The organism is Agrobacterium sp. H141, assembly GCF_057158725.1.
The window spans coordinates 1,109,055-1,127,582 of the sequence record NZ_CM169893.1; the positions used below are offsets into that span (position 1 = coordinate 1,109,055).

At 58.0% G+C, this 18,528-nt stretch carries 11 protein-coding genes; all 11 read right to left on the minus strand.

What is annotated here, in order from left to right; all coding sequences use genetic code 11:
* Positions 1-11: 11 nt before the first annotated feature.
* The 11 genes from glgB to ACWPM9_RS05030 all read right to left on the minus strand — a co-directional run bounded on the left by glgB (position 12) and on the right by ACWPM9_RS05030 (position 18,394).
* Positions 12-2,225, minus strand: a complete 2,214-nt coding sequence (gene glgB / locus ACWPM9_RS04980) for a 1,4-alpha-glucan branching protein GlgB (protein WP_484756967.1) — start codon at positions 2,223-2,225, stop codon at positions 12-14.
* Positions 2,225-4,687: a glycogen/starch/alpha-glucan phosphorylase gene (locus ACWPM9_RS04985; protein ID WP_428187839.1), complete on the minus strand. Its 2,463-nt coding sequence runs from the start codon at positions 4,685-4,687 to the stop codon at positions 2,225-2,227. The genes glgB and ACWPM9_RS04985 overlap by 1 nt, the downstream gene beginning before the upstream one ends.
* Before the next feature lie 272 nt (positions 4,688-4,959).
* Positions 4,960-6,081 (minus strand): VWA domain-containing protein, encoded by a 1,122-nt coding sequence (locus ACWPM9_RS04990; RefSeq protein ID WP_484756968.1) that lies wholly within the window; start codon positions 6,079-6,081, stop codon positions 4,960-4,962.
* 209 nt (positions 6,082-6,290) lie between these two features.
* Positions 6,291-7,169 (minus strand): transglutaminase family protein, encoded by an 879-nt coding sequence (locus ACWPM9_RS04995; protein ID WP_428187841.1) that lies wholly within the window; start codon positions 7,167-7,169, stop codon positions 6,291-6,293.
* 7 nt (positions 7,170-7,176) lie between these two features.
* Positions 7,177-9,597 carry a circularly permuted type 2 ATP-grasp protein gene (locus tag ACWPM9_RS05000; protein ID WP_484756969.1) on the minus strand — a complete coding sequence of 807 codons (2,421 nt, stop codon included), beginning with the start codon at positions 9,595-9,597 and terminating at the stop codon, positions 7,177-7,179.
* A 6-nt stretch (positions 9,598-9,603) separates the two neighbouring features.
* A complete protein-coding gene (locus ACWPM9_RS05005) occupies positions 9,604-12,936 on the minus strand; it encodes a transglutaminase family protein (protein WP_484756970.1) in 3,333 nt (1,110 codons plus the stop codon).
* A 140-nt stretch (positions 12,937-13,076) separates the two neighbouring features.
* Positions 13,077-14,216 carry an ABC transporter permease gene (locus tag ACWPM9_RS05010; protein WP_484756971.1) on the minus strand — a complete coding sequence of 380 codons (1,140 nt, stop codon included), beginning with the start codon at positions 14,214-14,216 and terminating at the stop codon, positions 13,077-13,079.
* Positions 14,213-15,181: an ABC transporter ATP-binding protein gene (locus tag ACWPM9_RS05015; RefSeq protein WP_484756972.1), complete on the minus strand. Its 969-nt coding sequence runs from the start codon at positions 15,179-15,181 to the stop codon at positions 14,213-14,215. The genes ACWPM9_RS05010 and ACWPM9_RS05015 overlap by 4 nt, the downstream gene beginning before the upstream one ends.
* A 7-nt stretch (positions 15,182-15,188) precedes the next feature.
* Entirely contained in the window at positions 15,189-16,163 is a 975-nt protein-coding gene (locus tag ACWPM9_RS05020; RefSeq protein WP_484756973.1) for an HlyD family secretion protein, read from the minus strand.
* Positions 16,160-16,789, minus strand: coding sequence for a TetR/AcrR family transcriptional regulator (locus ACWPM9_RS05025; protein ID WP_484756974.1), 630 nt, complete (start codon positions 16,787-16,789; stop codon positions 16,160-16,162). Before ACWPM9_RS05025 ends, ACWPM9_RS05020 begins: the two co-directional genes overlap by 4 nt.
* Before the next feature lie 177 nt (positions 16,790-16,966).
* Positions 16,967-18,394: a mannose-1-phosphate guanylyltransferase/mannose-6-phosphate isomerase gene (locus tag ACWPM9_RS05030; RefSeq protein WP_484756975.1), complete on the minus strand. Its 1,428-nt coding sequence runs from the start codon at positions 18,392-18,394 to the stop codon at positions 16,967-16,969.
* Positions 18,395-18,528: the final 134 nt, after the last annotated feature.

Below are 18,528 nucleotides of genomic sequence, written 5' to 3' on the forward strand. Positions count from 1 at the left end.
CAAACCTCCCCTTAAATTTCCAGTTCCAACATGATGGTTGCAAGGGGCGGAAGGGTCAAATCGGCACGGATCGTTCCGTCGCTGTGCCGTACCGCATTCACCCGCCCGCCATTGCCTTTGCCGCTTCCTCCATAGACTTCGGCATCGGTATTCAAAAGCTCTCTCCAGCGGCCCTCGGCGGGCAGCGGAACAGAGTAACGCTCGTGATAAACAGGCGTGAAGTTGCAGATCACGGCAACCGGCGCTTCCCCCGGTGCCTTGCGCAGCCAAGAGAAAACCGAGTTTTCCGGATCGTCCGCCGTCAGCCATTCGAAGCCTTCGCCTTCGCAGTCACGGGCATGAAGCGCGGGCTTGCGGCGATAGGTCATGTTCAAATCGCGCACCAGACGGCGCATGCCTTCATGGGCGGGATATTGCAGCAGGTTCCAGTCCAGCTGCCGCTCCTCGCTCCATTCGCTCCACTGGGCAAACTCCTGGCCCATGAACAGCAGTTTCTTGCCGGGATAACCCCACATCATGCCATAATAGGCGCGCAGATTGGCAAACTTCTGCCAGTCGTCACCGGCCATCTTGGCGATCAGCGAGCCTTTACCGTGTACGACTTCGTCATGGGACAGCGGCAGAACGAAGTTTTCGTTGAAGGCGTAGACCAGCCCGAAGGTGATTTCGTCATGGTGGTGCTTGCGGTGTACCGGGTCGCGGGCCAGATAGCTCAGCGTGTCGTGCATGAAGCCCATATTCCACTTGAAGCCGAAGCCGAGGCCGCCCTCGTGGACGGGCTGCGATACCTTGGGCCAGGATGTGGATTCCTCTGCGATGGTCATGAAACCGGGCGTGGAGCCGTAAACCAGTTTGTTCATCTGCTGGAGGAAGCGAACGGATTCGAGGTTTTCTCGGCCACCATATTCGTTGGGCACCCACTCGCCTTCTTTCCGCGAGTAGTCGAGATAGAGCATCGACGCCACGGCATCGACGCGCAGGCCGTCGAGGTGGAATTTCTCTGCCCAGTAGATGGCATTGTTGACGAGATATGCCAGAACTTCAGCGCGCCCGAAATTGTAGATCGCAGTGTTCCAGTCGGGATGGAATCCCTGGCGGGGGTCCTCGTGTTCGTAGAGTGCGGTTCCATCGAACCAGCGCAAGCCGTGCTCATCTGTGGGGAAGTGGGCAGGCACCCAATCGAGAATGACGCCGATGCCGACCTTGTGGCAACCATTGACGAAGCGGGCAAACCCCTCCGGCTCGCCGAAGCGAGCAGTCGGCGCATAAAGCCCTGTCGTCTGATAGCCCCAGGATGGGTCGTAGGGGTGTTCGGTAATGGGCAGGAACTCGATATGGGTGAAGCCCATATCGATACAGTAGGGAATCAGCCGTTCGGCTATCTCGTCCCAGCTCAGCATGGAGCCATCGTCGCGGCGCTGCCATGAGCTGGCGTGTACCTCATAAATGGTGATCGGCTGACGGCGATGATCAACAGAGGCCCAGTGCTCGCGATGGGCTGTGTCCTCCCAATCCTGGATCAGTTCGGGCGTTGTGACCGAGGCGTTGTTGGGCCGCAGTTCAGCACGTCTGGCATAGGGGTCAGCCTTTAGCGGCAGTCGCTCGCCATTCTTGCCGATAATCTCGAACTTGTAGGACGAGCCCGCATGGACATCCGGCGCGAAGATTTCCCAGATGCCGGTATCGCGTCTCAGCCGCATGACATGGCGACGTCCGTCCCAGCCGTTGAAATCTCCGACCACCGACACGCGCCGGGCATTGGGAGCCCATACCGCGAAATGGAAACCGTCGACACCCTGGTGACGCAGCGGATGGGCACCCATGCGGTCGAAGAGACGCAGATGCGAGCCTTCGCGGATGAAGTAGTCGTCCATGGGACCAAGAACCGGCCAGAAGCTGTAAGGGTCCGTGACCGTCCATTCTGCATCCTCGCGTTCGGCGCGGAAGCGGACGGGGAAAACACCTTTCAGATTGACCGGCCCATCAAAAAAGCCTGCCGGGTGAAGGCAGGCCAGTTCTCCGATGGCGGTACCGTCGAGCTTGTAGACGGTGACTTTTTCCGCATCAGGGATGAAGCAGCGGGCCACATAACCGGAGCCGCTTTCGTGAACTCCAAGCACTGCGAACTGATCAGAATGCTCACCTTTGACGATCGCTTCGATTTCCTCCGGCGCAATTTTGTCTTGCTGTTCCTGTTTGCCGGCGCTCTTCGTTGCTTTCGCCATCAAGCTCTCCAGATATCCGCGGTATATTGGCGGATCGTCCTGTCAGAGGAAAACCAGCCCATGCGGGCTGTATTGCGGATCGTCTTGCCGAACCAGCTCGGCTTGTCCTGCCAGATGCTGTCCACGAAGCGTTGAGCCTTGGCATAGGCTTCGAAGTCAGCGGCAACCATGAACCAATCGTGGCTGTAGAGGCCATCGATCAGGCCCGAGAAGCGGTCGCGATCATCCGGTGAAAACACGCCGGACGCGATAGCAGACAGCGCCTGCGACAATTCTCGCGAGCCTTCAATAATGGCACGGGGATCATGGCCCTCCGAGCGCATATTGGCAACCTCGTCAGCCGTCATGCCGAAAATGACGATGTTGTCTTCACCCACATGATCGCGCATTTCCACATTTGCACCGTCCAAAGTTCCAATCGTCAATGCACCATTCAACGCAAACTTCATGTTGCCGGTTCCCGATGCTTCCATCCCGGCTGTCGAAATTTGTTCGGAGAGGTCTGCCGCGGGTACCATGACCTCTGCCAGAGACACGTTGTAGTTGGGCAGGAAGACGACCTTGAGCAGGCCACCGACGGAGGGATCGTTGTTGATCACGCGGGCAACATCATTGGCCAGTTTGATGATCAGCTTGGCATTATGATAGCTGGGGGCAGCCTTCCCGGCGAAGAATTTTACGCGCGGCACCCATTCACGATCGGGATGAGAACGGATTTCATCGTAGAGCGCGACCGTCTCTATGATGTTCAAAAGCTGGCGCTTGTATTCGTGAATGCGCTTGATCTGGATATCGAAAAGCGCGTCCGGGTTCAGGCGGATGCCCATTCGGCTTGCCACCAGTGCAGCCAGCTTCTCCTTGTTTGACCGTTTGACGGCCGCAAACTTTTCCTGGAACGCAGCATCGTCAGCAAAGGCGTCGAGTGCTGTCAGCTTTTCCGCATCGTCGAGGAAATCATCGCCGATCGCTTCGCGGATCAGCGATGTCAGTTGCGGGTTGCATTGCATCAGCCAGCGGCGCGGGGTGATGCCATTGGTCTTGTTGTTGATGCGGTCGGGATAGAGCTTGTGAAGGTCGGCGAAGACCGTTTCCTTCATCAGTTCTGTGTGGAGCGCTGACACACCGTTGATGCTGTGCGAACCGATAAAGGCCAGATTGCCCATGCGCACGCGGCGTTCACCGTTTTCGTCGATCAGCGATATGCTGCTGATTTCGCCGTCATCGAACTGCTGGCGTTTGCGGACATCGCGCAGGATTCTGGCGTTGATCGCATAGATCAGCTGCATGTGACGCGGTAACAGGCGCTCGAACAAGGGGACCGGCCAGCTTTCCAACGCTTCGGGCAACAGCGTGTGGTTGGTATAGGAGAATGTGCGTGAGGTGATGTCCCAGGCCTGGTCGAAATCCATCCCGTGAACGTCGCAGAGCAGGCGCATGAGTTCGACAACAGAGACAGCAGGATGGGTGTCGTTGAGCTGGATCGCGACCTTTTCTGGCAATATTTCCAAGGCGTTCCCGTGCTGGATATGGCGACGCAGGATGTCCTGCAGCGAGGCGGCACAGAAGAAATATTCCTGACGCAGCCGCAATTCCTGGCCGGCCGGGGTGGCATCTGCCGGATAGAGAACGCGCGTCAGCGTTTCGGCCCTGTTGCTCTCCTTGAGTGCGCCGATATGGTCTCCGGCGTTAAAGGCATCGAGCAAAATTGGATCGATCGGCTGGGCCGACCATAGCCGCAGCGTATTCACGCGTTCGCCGCGCCAGCCAACCACCGGCGTGTCGTAGGCCATGGCGATGAAGCGCTCGCTTGGCTTCCACACATAGCGCAAATCGTCATGCTGTCCGTTGACCGTCTCGACGGTGCCACCGAAGCCGATCTCATAGGACGATTCGCGGCGCTCAAATTCCCACGGGTTGCCGTGGGCGAGCCAGGTTTCCGGAAGCTCGACCTGCCAGCCATCGGCCATCTGTTGGCGGAAAAGGCCATGGACATAACGAATGCCGTAGCCATAGGCCGGAATGTTGACGGTTGCCATGCTCTCCATGAAGCAGGCGGCAAGGCGTCCAAGGCCACCATTGCCGAGCGCTGCATCTGGCTCGAGGCCTGCGATCATGTCGAGGTCGACGCTCAGCGACGCCAAGGCGGCCCGGATTTCCTCGACCAGACCGAGATTGGACATGGCATCGCGCATCAGGCGACCGATCAGAAATTCCAGCGACAGATAGTAAACACGCTTGGAATTGCTGCTATAGGCCGAGCGAGTGGTTTCCATCCAGCGGTCAATGATGCGGTCGCGCACCACCAGGATTGTCGCCGTCAGCCAGTCATGCGGTGTCGCGACCTTGGCGTCCTTGCCGATGCCATAGGTGAGGCGCTCCATGATCTGGTCGGCCAGAACCTCGGGCGTCGATGCTTTGGGCTTGGGAAGGGGGAGGTCGGCTTCATTGACGGTCTTGATCATATCCCCAATCCTTTTCAGCGGCTTTAGCGCAGGAGATGTCTCCTCGCATATAAGCAATCGATATCGACAGTTTATGCATCGTTGTGGGACAGTTGCAACAAGGGAATTTGTTCGGTGCATCGCAAAGCGATGACCAGAACACTGTTGTAAACCTATTCGATTTCAACCGTTTGCGCGATATTGCGGCGCAAAGCACAAAAAAAGCCGCCCCAATCGTTGGAGGCGACTTTTCTTCATGGTCTCAAGTTCGGTGGCGCTTGCGCGCGACTTTGTCAGTTGGTCAGTCGGGTCATCGCTTGCGAGGCTTTTTCGCCGATCTGCTTGAATGCCGCGACGAGGTCCGAGGCGTCCTTGGCCGTGTAAAAATGCTGGTCATCCGTTGCACAATTCTTCAAAAGTTGGCGTCCCCGATCGGGAGCCATGAAGGCAACAGAGAAAATCTCCATTCCCTCTTCTTTTGCCTTGTTGCAGTAATTGATCGTCTTTGTGTCGTCACTCGTGCTGTTGTTGTCACCGTCGGTCATGAAGACGATATACTTGCTGGGGATCTGTCCGTTCTTCTTCTGGTGTGCCTCGTCCTCTGTCGAGCCGGAGAGCGCGGTATAAGCAGCCTTGACAGCGTCTGTTGACGCCGTGCCGCCTTCAGCGTCCAGATGTTCGACATATTTCAGGGTCGCCGTGGTGCCCCACTGGAAATCGGTGGGCTTCTGCGCCGAGTAACTATACGACACTGCGGCTGTGCGGACGTAGATATTGTCGGGGTCGGCCTCATTGAGCTGCGACGTCAGGTTCGCTGTTGCAATCTTAAGTGTCTCAATTTTCGTCACATAGCAGGGGGATGTGGCCTGGATATTTCGTCCCCAGTTCCATTCATAGTAGTTTTTGCATTTCTTCTTTGCCGAATTGATTGTGTCGGTTGCCCAAGCCATCGATCCCGAACGATCCAGAACAAGATACATGGAAAGCGCATTCTTGCTTTCCGTCGCGCTCTGCGCCTTGCTCGACGCCCCTATAGTCACTGTTTTGAACCCGAGTAGCTGGCTAAGAGGGTTCAGTTTTATATCGAGTTTCGTATTGACCGTGACGTCGAATGTCTTGGCCGTGCCGCTGGTCTTTTCGGTTGCTGCAAGATCCGTCGAATCCTTGAGTTTCTTCAGCTCATCCTCAAGCTCTTCAAGGCCTGCTGCTGACAAATTACCGGTCGACATGAGGTTCATCATCTGGGCGGCAAGGTATTTTTCCGCCATTTCCTTGGCTTCTTCCTCGCTGATACCCTTGCCCGACATGGCAGAGGCCGCTGCTAGGGCTGCCGCATCTGCAGAATTCTGAAGCTCGGATTTCATGGTCATCACATGGGTAAGATCCATGGCGATACCGGCGGTACCCAGAGCCATCGGGAGCAAAAGGGCGGTTATCATCCCGAAATTGCCTCGCCGGTCGCGGAGAAGATTGAGAAAAGAATTTTTGCTAAATCCGTTGTCGATCATCATGAACTTTCACCGATGTCAGCGTTGTTTTGCCGCAAAATACAAGGGAGAGGTCTAAATCGACTTAAACAGTGTGGTAAAATTTGAATGAAATTAGGGTTCTTTTGAAACCCGTCTCAAGTGACAGGGATGACGTCTACCGCCTGTACTGTCTGGTGGCTGCCATAGGTCTTTAGAATGCCGATGACCGGGGCAACATCGGAATAATCCCGGCCGTAGCCGACAACGATATGGTCGGTGCCGGCAAGAATATCATTGGTCGGGTCCAGCTCGATCCAGCCCGTCGCGGCACCGCACCACACACGCACCCAGGCATGCATGGCGTCCGCGCCTTCGAGGCGCTCCTTGCCCTCAGGTGGAATGGTGCGCAGGAAGCCACTGACATAACCTGCAGGAATACCCAGGCTTCTAAGCGCGATGATCATCACGTGGGTGAAGTCCTGACAAACCCCCCTCTTGATCTCGAAGGCCTGTTTCGGAGTGGTGTCCACGGTCGTTGCTTCCGGATCATAGGTGAAGTCACGATTGATCATCGTACACATATGACGTGCAAGCTGTCGTACAGTCTGTCCGGGTGTCACCATGTCGCGGGCATAGGCCGCAATCTCAGGCACTTCATCGATACGCTGACTTGTACCCATGAAATGATGCGGCGATGCCGGCTCCAGGGACCAATATGTGGCCAGTTCGGCGGGCAAATTCTCTAGCACCGGCGACAGATCGGCAGTCACCGGTTCGGCCTGCACGATGATGCGCGCCTTCATGCGGATGTCGAGCTTTTCGTGATGACTGCGGAGCTGGAAGCTTGTCACCGGATGCTCGAAGAAGTCCGTGAAGGTCGAGGTTTCGTCCGGTGTCGGTTCAATCGATATGGTGCCGGCAACGAGTCTTTGGCGATCAGGCAGGGTCATCGGCAGCAAGCGCAGGATATGATGCGCTCCCGATGCTGCCGTATCGTAGAGATAGCCCATATGCAGCGATAGGTCGTATAGCATTTCAGGTCTATCCAAGATGGGTGCTGGCGATGAGATTGGCCAGACTTTCAAGGTCTCGCTCGAGCGTTTCGTAAACATCGGCGTTCATGGATTCCGGTACCATGACGGCCAGGCTCGAATGCAGACGCATGGCTTCGCGATAAAAGGGCGACATCTGCCCATTCGTCATGGCATTTGGAAGCTGTTCGACCTCGGTGCGGATCTCGTTGAGCTGGAACAGGATGGAGCGCGGGTTGAGCGGATCGAGTGCAAGAAGGTCGGTCACGGTCAAATGTGCCGTGTTGACGTTATAGCGGCGGCGATGGGTCATCACGTTGTCGCCAATCTCCAGCAGCATGTCGAGCGCGCCATCGGGTGCATCCGGTCCGGACATGCGACCCAGCAGGCGTGTCATGTGCAGGCTACGCTCGAGATAACGGCCGAGGGCGAGGAAGCGCCAGCCGGTGAAGCGATACATGTTTTCATGGACGAGACCGGCAAAGCCCGCAAGCTTTCGCAGAAGGATGGTCATTGCATGCGCGGCATCGTCGCCCGGTGTGACGTGGTCGTGGAAGCGTTTTGCGGTTTTCGACAGATCCTTCAGCGCCAACCAGCCATCGGGCGAAAAGCGGTCGCGGATATTGCTGGCAGAATAAACCGCGCTGTCGAGGTTCTGGATCAGGCTTTCCGGCACACCCTTCTCGGAGTCCATGTCGATATCGAGAAAGCCCAGATAGTCGGCGACATCAGCAAGCAGCGGGTCCCCGCGGTCGGCCGCTTCAGCAAATCGCGCGTGCCATGCGCGCAACACGCGCAGGCTTCCTTCTGACCGCTCGATATAGCGGCCCAGCCAGAAGAGATTGTCGGCCGCGCGGCTCGGCAGGCTGCCGGGCAGATTGCGGGTGAAAGTCTCTTCTGTGGGGAGAAGTGTGGTGCGTTCGACTGGCTTGTCGGAAACGATCCATACGTCGGCAGCACTGCCACCGGACTGCATGGCAATGGCAGTCACATCATTCGAACTACCGATGCGGGCAAAGCCGCCCGGCATGATCTGCCAGCCGTCGCGGGTGCGGGCGGCATAGACGCGCAGGCTCATCGGACGCGGTGTCAGCTTGCCATCCACAAAGGCCGGGGTGGTGGACAGAGTGACAACCTCCTGCCCGACCAATTTTGCGCCATCGGTCAAGAGCCAGTTCGCCACCGTTTCCTGTGCTGTTTCACGCAGGCTGGATCCGAGCACGGAGACGCCATTGTCATCGAAGAAGGGCATGCGCGAATAGGCCGGTCCGATGACCATGCGGTCGATATTTCGGGCCACATGCTCGCGCTCGGTCTTTTGACCGCACCACCATGTGGCGACAGACGGCAGGATCAGTTCTTCTTTGAACAGATGATGACAGATAGTCGGTAAGAAAGAGAGGAGGGCGCGGGTTTCAAGGACACCGGAACCAAGGGCGTTGACGAAGGTCACAGCGCCGTTTCTCACGGCCTCCACCATTCCGGGTGTGCCGATATGGGAATTCTGATTCAATTCCAGTGGGTCGCTGAAGGCGGCATCAAGACGGCGCCACAGCACGCTGATCGGTTTGAGGCCGGCCACGGTGCGCACCATGACACGCCCATCGACCACGGCCAGATCCTCGCCTTCCAGCAGCATGATGCCGAGGTAGCGGGCAATATAGGCGTGCTCGTAATAGGTCTCGTTGGCCGGTCCCGGTGTGAGTACGGCGATACGGTCGTCGGAATGCTGCTTTCGGCCCTGTAGCGCATCACGGAATGCGCCGAAGAAGGAGGCGAGCCGGTGCACATGGGATTCTGCATAGAGGTTGGAAAAGGCTCTGGTCGTCGCCACGCGGTTTTCGAGCGCAAAGCCCGCACCCGATGGCGCCTGGGTGCGGTCGGCCAGAACCCACCAATCTCCATCAGGCCCGCGACCGATTTCGAAGGAACAGAAATGCAGGTAGTGCCCGCCGGCGGGCTTGATGCCGACAAGGGGGCGTAGATATTCGGGGCTGGATGCAATCAGAGCTGGCGGCAGGAAGCCTTCGCGCACAAGCTTGTTGTCGCCATAGATATCGGCAACGACCGATTCCAGCAGATTGGCGCGCTGGACAAGGCCTGCAGACAGGGCAGCCCATTCCTTTTCGGAGATCAGTACCGGAATGTGGGAGAAAGGCCAGGGACGCTCGCCGCCCCCTTCGCCGTCATAGGCGCGGTAGAAGACGCCGGCATCGCGCAGATAGCGGTCGGCTCTGGCAAAGCGTTCATGCAATTCAGGCTCGGACATCGCATCGATGGCGGCGACGAATTTTTTCCAGACCGGCTTGATGACGCCGTTGGCGTCCAGCATTTCGTCGGCTACGCCCGGAAGGGCACGGTAATGCTTCGCACCCAAGGCTCCTCCCTTCTTCGGTTCCGTCTCTTTCTCAGCAACCGTCTGGTTTGCCATACGCCGTTACATTCCTCGAGGTCGTCGCATGTCCAATGTATGCGGAAACTCGGGTGCGACCGGTTCCGACGACAAGACATAATTTCCGGCAGTGTGTCCCCACGACTCGAAACGCGCAAGGCGGCGGGCCTGGGCTTCATTGCCATTCACAGGGAAAGTGTCGTAGTTGCGTCCGCCGGGATGTGCAACGTGATAAACGCAGCCTCCGACGGCTCTCCCGCTCCATGTATCATATATATCGAAAGTAAGAGGTGTATTAACCGGAAGCATCGGGTGCAGTCCCGATGCCGGCTGCCAGGCCTTGTAGCGGACACCGCCGACCGCGGTGCCATTGACACTTGTCCTGGACAGCGGAACCTCGCGGCCATTGCAGGCAACCTTGTAACGATCCGGATTGCCGGTATCGAGCTTTACCTGAAGGCGCTCGATGGAGGAATCGACGAAACGCACGGTGCCGCCGATCGCACCTTGCTCACCCATGACATGCCATGGCTCCAGCGCCTGCCTGAGTTCGAGCTTGGTGCCCTCGTATTCGACTTCGCCGTAGAAGGGGAAGCGGAATTCCAGCTGGGCTGTGAACCATTCCGGCTTCAGATCAAAGCCGTGCTCCCTCAGATCCGCCAATACATCCTGGAAATCCTCCCAGATATAATTCGGAAGCATGAAGCGGTCGTGCAGCGACGTGCCCCAGCGTACGAATTTGCCCGAAGCCGGATTGCGCCAGAAGCGGGCAATCAGGGCGCGGATCAGAAGCTGCTGTGCCAGCGACATGCGGGAATTGGGCGGCATTTCGAAGCCGCGAAACTCGACAAGCCCAAGCCTGCCTGTCGGTCCATCCGGCGAGAACATCTTGTCGATGCAGATCTCGGCGCGGTGGGTGTTGCCGGTAACGTCGATCAAAAGATTGCGGAACAGACGGTCGACCACCCAGGGCAAAGGTGGAGCGCCTTCCGTTGGCAATGGCACCTGGGCCATGGCGATTTCGAGTTCATAGAGGCTGTCGTGACGGGCCTCATCGATGCGCGGCGCCTGACTGGTCGGGCCGATGAAGAGGCCGGAAAACAGATAGGAGAGCGAGGGATGGCGCTGCCAGTGCAAGACCATGCTTTTCAACAGGTCGGGACGACGCAGGAAGGGGCTGTCATTGGGGGTCGCGCCACCCACCACCACGTGGTTGCCGCCGCCGGTTCCGGTGTGTCGACCATCGATCATGAACTTGTCTGCACCGAGACGCGACTGACGTGCTTCCTCGTAGATCGCTTCCGTTGTTGCCACGCATTCGTCCCAGGACGACGCAGGGTGGATGTTGACCTCGATCACGCCCGGATCAGGGGCGACGCGGATGACATTGATGCGGTCGTCATGCGGTGGTGTGTAGCCTTCGATATGCACCGGCAGGCCGAGTTCGGTTGCTGCCCGTTCAGCAGAGGACAAAAGGTCCAGATATTCCTCGACCGCAGCCGTTGGTGGCATGAAGACGCAAAGACGTCCCTCGCGGACCTCGACTGAAATCGCTGTGCGGACATGGCCGCCGATTTCCTCATAGCTCTGCGGGATCTGCTTCTGCTGCGCAGACGTGTCTGCCTGGAAAGAGTGCTCGGGCAAAGCGCGGCTCTTGCGGTCCTCTTCCTTGTAGTCGGGCAAGGGCGGCCGCTCGACCGTCGGATCCACCGGATTGACATAAGGATACCAGGACGCCGAAATATGCGGCAGCGCATTGAGCGGCAAACGAAAACCGACCGGGGAATCGCCGGGAACGAGGTAAAGCTGACCGCGCCGGGTGCGCCATTTTTCACTGACCCACGAGCGGCCCGAGGCGCGTGACTGCCAAGCCTGAACCGGCAGCACATAACCTGCGGGATTGGTAAGACCATTGGCAAAGACCTTGGCCATGCGGCTTCGCTCTTCCGGATCCTTCAGCATGGAATTCGACGGGTCGACATTGTCTGGAAGGTTGGCCTCCTTGACGATCCATTCTGCAGGATCCTCATAGGCGGGCACGACGTTTTCGGCTTCCAGATCCAGCTCGACGGCGATCGTCTGCAACAGCTTGGCGGCATCTTCATGAGTAGGCTTGTAGTCCTTGCCTTCGCGGGCAATCAGCTCCTGATTGGCCCAGATCGGCTTGCCGTCCTTGCGCCAGTAGAGCGAAAAGGTCCAGCGTGGCAGGCTTTCGCCAGGGTACCATTTGCCCTGACCGTAATGCAGGAAACCACCGGGCGCGAAACGGTCGCGCAGGCGTCGGATCAGGTCGTCTGCCAGTTCACGCTTGGTCGGGCCAACGGCTGCGGTGTTCCATTCTTCGGCTTCGAAGTCGTCGATCGATACGAAAGTCGGTTCTCCGCCCATGGTCAGGCGTACATCCTGTGCTTCAAGCTCACGATCCACGGCCTTGCCGAGCGCGTTCAGCTCGTCCCAGGAGCCTTCCGAAAACGGCTTGGTGATGCGCGGGTGTTCGGCGACACGATTGACCACCATGTCGAAATCGAATTCGGTGTTGGCCTCGCCGAAGAAGCCGCCCGAGATTGGCGCCGCATTCTTGTAATGCGGAGTGGCGGCCAGCGGAATATGGCTTTCGCCGGTGAGCAGACCCGATGTCGGATCAAGGCCGACCCAGCCGGCACCGGGCAGATAGACTTCCGCCCAGGCGTGCAGATCGGTGAAGTCGGTCTCGGTGCCAGACGGGCCGTCGAGCGCCTTCAGGTCCGGCTTGAGCTGGATCAGATAGCCTGACACGAAACGGGCGGCCAGTCCCAGTCGACGCAGGATCTGCACCAGGAGCCAGCTGGTGTCGCGGCATGAGCCCTTGGCAAGTGTCAGCGTTTCCTCAGGCGTTTGCACGCCGGGCTCCAGCCGCACGATGTACCCGATATCCTGCTGCAGTCGGGCGTTCAGATTGACGACCATGTCGACGGTCTTCTGGCCGGGCGCCTGGTCGACGGTCGCCATGAAGGCGTCCAGTGCCGAACTGCCGCCCTCCGGCTTCATGTAGATCGCCAGATCGTCGCGGATGTCATCGGGATAGGAGAATGGCCAGACGGATGCTTCTTCCTCAACGAAGAAGTCGAACGGATTGTAGACGGCCATGTCGGCCACCAGATCCACCTCGATCTTGAACTCGGTCACCGGATCCGGAAACACAAAGCGGGCGAGATAGTTGCCGTAGGGGTCCTGCTGCAGGTTCACGAAGTGGTTGGACGGCGACACTGTGAGCGCGTGGCTCAAAACCTTGGTGCGCGAATGGGTCGCGGGTTTGAGGCGTATGATTTGCGGGCCAAGACGGATGGGCTTGTCGTATTTGTAATGCGTTAAATGATAGATGCTCGCTTTAATCGACATACGTGCCCCAATGTCTGTTGCTCGGTTCTTGTCTTTATCCAGTCATTACGTCGACTTTGTGCAATGCAATCTCATAAAGCAAGCGCAAGCGTCATGTGCAGCTCTTGTTTGGCTCCCGGATCGCTGTATAGACCGCTTAATCAGTCCAATGTCCGCCGGAAGCGACGAATTGCGATCGTGATTGTGATTGCAGTCAGGATTGCCAGCGCCAGCGTGTCGTAGCTCAAAACCGACAATGGTGCGCCTTTCAGCATGATGGCGCGCACCAGGCGGATATAGTGGGTGAGCGGCAAGGCTTCGCCAATCCACTGCGCCCAGTCCGGCATTCCTGAAAAGGGGAACATGAAGCCCGACAGCAGGATGTTCGGCAGGAAAAACATCATGGTCATTTGCACCGCCTGCAACTGATTGCTGGCGATCGTGGAAAATGTGTAGCCCAGCGAAAGATTGCAAATCACGAAAAGGAGCGACAGCAATACGAGCGCGACGGGGCTGCCCAGCAGGGGGACGTGGAAGACAAACAGGCCCGCGACGATGATGATAATGGCCTGAATGAGCCCGACAAGCACATATGGTGCGATCTTTCCGAGCATGATTTCCATCGGCTTGATCGGCATGGAAAGAAGATTCTCCATGGTGCCGCGCTCGATCTCGCGGGTGACGGCGAGCGCTGTGAAGATCAGCAAGGTCATGGTCAAGATGGTGCCCAGAAGGCCCGGGACAATGTTGAGTGTCGAGGAGCCTGCCGGGTTATAGCGGCGGTGCTGGATGATGGTGAATGGCGGTTCGCGCGGCTCTCCAATCTCCGTGGCGCGATTGCCGGCCAAAGCATGGGACACGATGCCAGACAGGGCACCGAGCGCCGAACTGGCGGCCACCGGATCTGTCGCGTCTGCCGCCACCAGCAGAGCGGGGTTCTCCCCGCGCCTGACGGATCGCTCGAAACCTTCGGGGATCTCGACCACGAACAGGACCTCGCCCGCTTCCAGCAGGCGGTCCATGTCCGTCGCTCTCGTCACTGTTTGGCGCAGATCGAAAAAATCTGTGTTTTCCAATGCCGCAATGATGGACCGGCTTATATCGGTATTCTCGCGCATCAGCACGGCCGTCGGCAAATGGTGGGGTGTGGTGTTGATGGCAAAACCAAACAGGAAAAGCTGCATGACGGGGAGCATCACCATGGTGGCAAGAGTCACCCGGTCGCGGGTCATCTGGATGAATTCCTTGACGGTCATGGCCCATGAGCGCCGGAAGAAACCGGATATGCCGTTGCCGGTCATGTGAAATTGTCCTTCGACCGGTTCATCAGTTCGATGAAGGCATCTTCCAGGTTGGGCGCGCTGCGTCTCCAGGTGATTTCCCTGTTGTCCTGGAAGGGGGCAATCGCGGCCTCCAGAGCATTCGCATCGCGACCGCAGACATGCAGGCTGTTGCCGAATGGTGCGACCATGTCGATGCCCGGCTGGTGTTCCAGTTTTTCCTGCAGCTGATGGACGGTCGGGCCGGAGGCTGTGTAAGTGGTCAGGCCCACAGAGGCGATCACATCGTCCACCGTTCCACGCACGAGCAATTTGCCATACGCCATATAGGCGATCTCGTGGCAGCGCTCGGCCTCATCCATATAGTGGGTCGATACCAGCACAGACAGGCCGTCGGCTGCCAGTGCATGGATCTCGCTCCAGAAGTCGCGCCGCGCCTTTGGGTCGACGCCAGCGGTCGGTTCGTCGAGCAGCAGCAGGTCAGGCTCGGGCAGGATGCAGGCGCCAAGGGCCAGACGCTGTTTCCATCCACCTGACAAATTGGCGGCAAGCTGCTTTTCCCGTCCCCCCAGCCCCAACCGTTCGATTGCATCGCCAGCCCGTTTGCGCGGGTTGTTCAGACCATAAACCCGGGCCACGAATTCGAGGTTTTCTCGGATCGAGAGATCCTGATAGAGCGAGAATTTCTGCGTCATATAGCCAACCCGCCGGCGGATCTGGTCTGACTGCGTGAGGATATCGAAGCCGAGGCAGGTGCCGTTGCCACTATCGGGAGTGAGCAGGCCGCAGAGCATGCGGATGGTGGTTGTCTTGCCCGAACCGTTGGGGCCGAGGAAGCCCTGAATTGTTCCGGCCTTCACCTGCAGCGACAGGTCGTCGACGACCCGGCGCCCGGAAAAACTCTTGGTCAGATGCGAGACCTCGATTACCCAATCGGTTGAAGCCTTCTGCCGTTCGTTTTTCACATCGTCTGGAGCCGGCTGCATGACCGTCTCACTTTTCTGTCTGGTCTGTGGACAGCATCACATCCACAGGCAGGCCGGGGTTCAGCGTTTCAGGCTGTTCGGGAATGGCGTCGACGCGGTAGACGAGTTTGGCGCGTTCTTCGCGGCTGTAGATTTCGGGCGGGGTGTATTCTGTTGTCTGCGAGATAAACGATATTCTGGCAGCGATGGGGCCGCAGGCATCGCATGTGACAGTCAGCTTCTGGCCGATATGCAGTCCTGCGACATCACCTTCTGGAACGTAGAAACGGATTCGGACGTCAGCCGGAGGTAGGATGGAGACGACAGGACGCCCTGCGGGCACGATCTCGCCCTTATTGTAATAGAGTTGCTGGACGCGGCCGTTGACGGGAGCTTCGATCGTGAGCCGCTCAAGGCTGCTTTTGGCGGCTTCAAGTTCGGCCAGCGCTGCGTCCATATCGGCCTGAGCCTGTCTGATCGCTTCTTGCCGGGCCGGCATGGCCGCGAGTTCGATCTGGCCGTTGATGTTGTCCAACGCCGCCTGATTTGCCGCTTGGGTTGCGACGGCAGAATCGAGATTGGCTTTTGTCGTCGTGCCGGATTTCGCGAGTGTTCTCACTCGTTCGAGCTCCTGGCTGGCGAGATCCAGGTTTGCTTCCGCCTGTCGTCTGGATGCCTTTAGGATATCGATTTCTTGCGGTCGCTTTTGTGCAGCATTGGCCTGCTCGAGCTTTGCCCTGGCTGCCGCAAGACTGGCCTCGGCGGCATCTGCCTTTGCACGTGCGATGTCATCTTCGAAGCGAAAGAGCATCTGTCCCTTTTGAACGATTTCTCCCTCTGCGACCTTTAGATCCGTCAGACGGGCAGAGGTTTCCGCGCCGATGAAACGGAGATTGGCTTCGATCCATCCCTGATAGGATTGATGCTGCTCGCTTCGAAAGAGGTAGGGGGCGGCGAGCACACAAGCGGCGACAATGAGAAGCAAAATTGCTGCCTTTTTCATGATCTCGTTTCCTGTTGTGGCACAAAAATGCTGTCGAGGAAGGTCGTGAACATAAGATCGGCATCAAGCGCTTCATACGGGGCAAACAAGGAGTTCCAGATGATCGTCAAAAGCACCGGCGCGATTAAGAGCTGGGCCGAATTGCTGATCGTTTCGCTGCGCAATTCCCCTCGCGCAGCCCCCCGTTTGAGTATCATCTGCATGGCAGAAATGCCGGGTGCAGTAACATTGCGGTAGTAATGCTCGGCCAGTTTGGGAAAGCGTGGCCCCTCGGCGATCATCAGTCTCAACAGATGACGCCTGTCGGTTTCGATGATTTCCCGGCGAATAAGGGTGTAGAGTTCGGCGACTTGTTCCCGGCAGGAGCGGGCGCTGGCGACAACGGCGAAAGCCTGAAGTCGTTCGACAATGGGCGATACCGTGCCGGAGATCAGTTCGCTGAACAGTGCCTCCTTGTCAGGGAAGTGCAGGTAGACCGTGCCCTTTGCGATACCGGCACGCATCGCGACATCCTCCATTCGCGTCGCCGCAAAGCCGTTTTCTGCAAACAACACCATTGCTGCCGACAAGATTTCGGCCCGGCGTTGTTCTGGCTCGATCTTGCGTCGCTTTTTATCCGAGACCATAGCGCACTCCAGAAATGACTGTCCGGTCAGTCATAATGCGTGCGGCGATGATAGGCAAGTGAAGTCTTCGTGAGTGACTGACGAGATTTCGGTGGGACGGGACCACAGAGACGCCAAACGAAAAAGACCCGGAGTATTCGCTCCGGGTCTTTGAAAGCGGCTGGCTTGATGTAGCGCTTAGCTGCGTCCGAATTCGTCGACGAGGCGAATGATGTCGTCTTCGCCGAGATAGGAGCCGGTCTGGATCTCTATCAGTTCCAGGCGGATCTTGCCCGGGTTGCCGAGACGGTGAACGGAGCCTTGCGGGATATAGATCGACTGGTTTTCGTGCAGCAGTGTCACCTTGTCATCGATGGTGACTTCGGCCACGCCCTTCACCACAATCCAGTGCTCGGCGCGGTGGTGGTGCTTTTGCAGCGACAGCTTCTTTTCCGGGCTGACGAAGATGCGCTTCACCTGGAAGCGGTCGCCGTTGATCAGCGAGGTATAGCCGCCCCAAGGACGCAGCGAAGTCGGATGCAGTTCGGTCAGTTGTTCGGTCTTCTTGGAGCTCTTCAGCAACTTGACGAGATCACCGACCTGCTGGCTCTCGTCGAGCTTGCCCACATAGACGGCGTCTTCGCTGGCGATCACAGCAATGCCATCCATGCCCTGCACGGCCATATGGCTGTTGCGGGACATCACCAGCGAGTTGGTGGTGTTGACGAGTGTGGCATTACCCGAGATGACATTGCCTTCTGCGTCCTTGTCGCCAAGCTTCCAGATGGCATCCCAGCTTCCAAGGTCGGACCAGACGATGGGGGAGGGAACGACCGCGGCATTCCTGGTCTTTTCCATGACGGCATAGTCGATGGAGATATTCGGACTTTCGGAAAAGGCATCCTTGTCGAGGCGGATGAAGTCGAGGTCGCTGGCGGCCTTTGAAACTGCAGCGCGTGCGGCTTCGATGACCTCTGGCGCGTTCTTTTCCAGTTCTGCCAAAATCTGCTTTGCAGAAAAGACGAACATCCCGGAATTCCAGTAATAGTTCCCGGATTTCAGCATTTCCTTGGCAGCGTCTTCGGCCGGCTTTTCGACGAAACGGGCAACTGTATTGCCGCCGGCGGGCAGTTCCTTGCCCATCTCGATATAGCCATAACCGGTGGCCGGTTCTGTCGGCTTTATGCCGAAGGTGACGAGCTTGCCAGCCTCTGCTGCAGATCGGGCCGTCTTGACGCAATCCCAATAGGTCTTGTCGGCCTTGATTTCGTGGTCGGAGGCAAGGATCTGAATGATGGCATCCTCGCCGAACTGTTCTGCAACGACGAGGGCTGCAACAGCGACCGCGGCTGCGGTGTTGCGCGCGATCGGTTCCAGAACCAGGCCGGAAAGGGCGATGTCGACTTCGCGGGCCTGTTCGGCGGCGAGGAAGCGAAACTCCTCATTGGTGATGACAAGTGGCGCTTCATAGAGGGCGGTATCGGATACCCGGTCCAGCGTATTCTGGTAGAGCGTCTGATCGCCAACGAACTTGATGAACTGCTTGGCTGCTGCGGCGCGAGACAGCGGCCACAGCCGGGTTCCTTTGCCGCCAGCCATGATAACGGGTACGATCTTGTTGCTCATTGCGTCTTACCTTTTCTCATCTTGCAGTTCGCGACCACCGGGGGATGCGGCGGTCAAATCGGGAAATCTCAGGGCGCGGACCGGTCGGTCGGATGAAGCAGAAGCTCTGTCAAAATGTACAGGCGCTCTCATCC

Excerpts from the sequence above, each read along its gene's own strand:
- ACWPM9_RS05015 (WP_484756972.1), bottom strand. The coding sequence starts at position 15,181 with ATGCAGCCGGCTCCAGACGATGTGAAAAACGAACGGCAGAAGGCTTCA.
- ACWPM9_RS04995 (WP_428187841.1), bottom strand. The coding sequence starts at position 7,169 with ATGCTATACGACCTATCGCTGCATATGGGCTATCTCTACGATACGGCA.
- ACWPM9_RS05020 (WP_484756973.1), bottom strand. The coding sequence starts at position 16,163 with ATGAAAAAGGCAGCAATTTTGCTTCTCATTGTCGCCGCTTGTGTGCTC.
- ACWPM9_RS05010 (WP_484756971.1), bottom strand. The coding sequence starts at position 14,216 with ATGACCGGCAACGGCATATCCGGTTTCTTCCGGCGCTCATGGGCCATG.
- ACWPM9_RS05005 (WP_484756970.1), bottom strand. The coding sequence starts at position 12,936 with ATGTCGATTAAAGCGAGCATCTATCATTTAACGCATTACAAATACGAC.
- ACWPM9_RS05000 (WP_484756969.1), bottom strand. The coding sequence starts at position 9,597 with ATGGCAAACCAGACGGTTGCTGAGAAAGAGACGGAACCGAAGAAGGGA.
- ACWPM9_RS04990 (WP_484756968.1), bottom strand. The coding sequence starts at position 6,081 with ATGGCTCTGGGTACCGCCGGTATCGCCATGGATCTTACCCATGTGATG.
- ACWPM9_RS05025 (WP_484756974.1), bottom strand. The coding sequence starts at position 16,789 with ATGGTCTCGGATAAAAAGCGACGCAAGATCGAGCCAGAACAACGCCGG.
- glgB (WP_484756967.1), bottom strand. The coding sequence starts at position 2,225 with ATGGCGAAAGCAACGAAGAGCGCCGGCAAACAGGAACAGCAAGACAAA.
- ACWPM9_RS04985 (WP_428187839.1), bottom strand. The coding sequence starts at position 4,687 with ATGATCAAGACCGTCAATGAAGCCGACCTCCCCCTTCCCAAGCCCAAA.
- ACWPM9_RS05030 (WP_484756975.1), bottom strand. The coding sequence starts at position 18,394 with ATGAGCAACAAGATCGTACCCGTTATCATGGCTGGCGGCAAAGGAACC.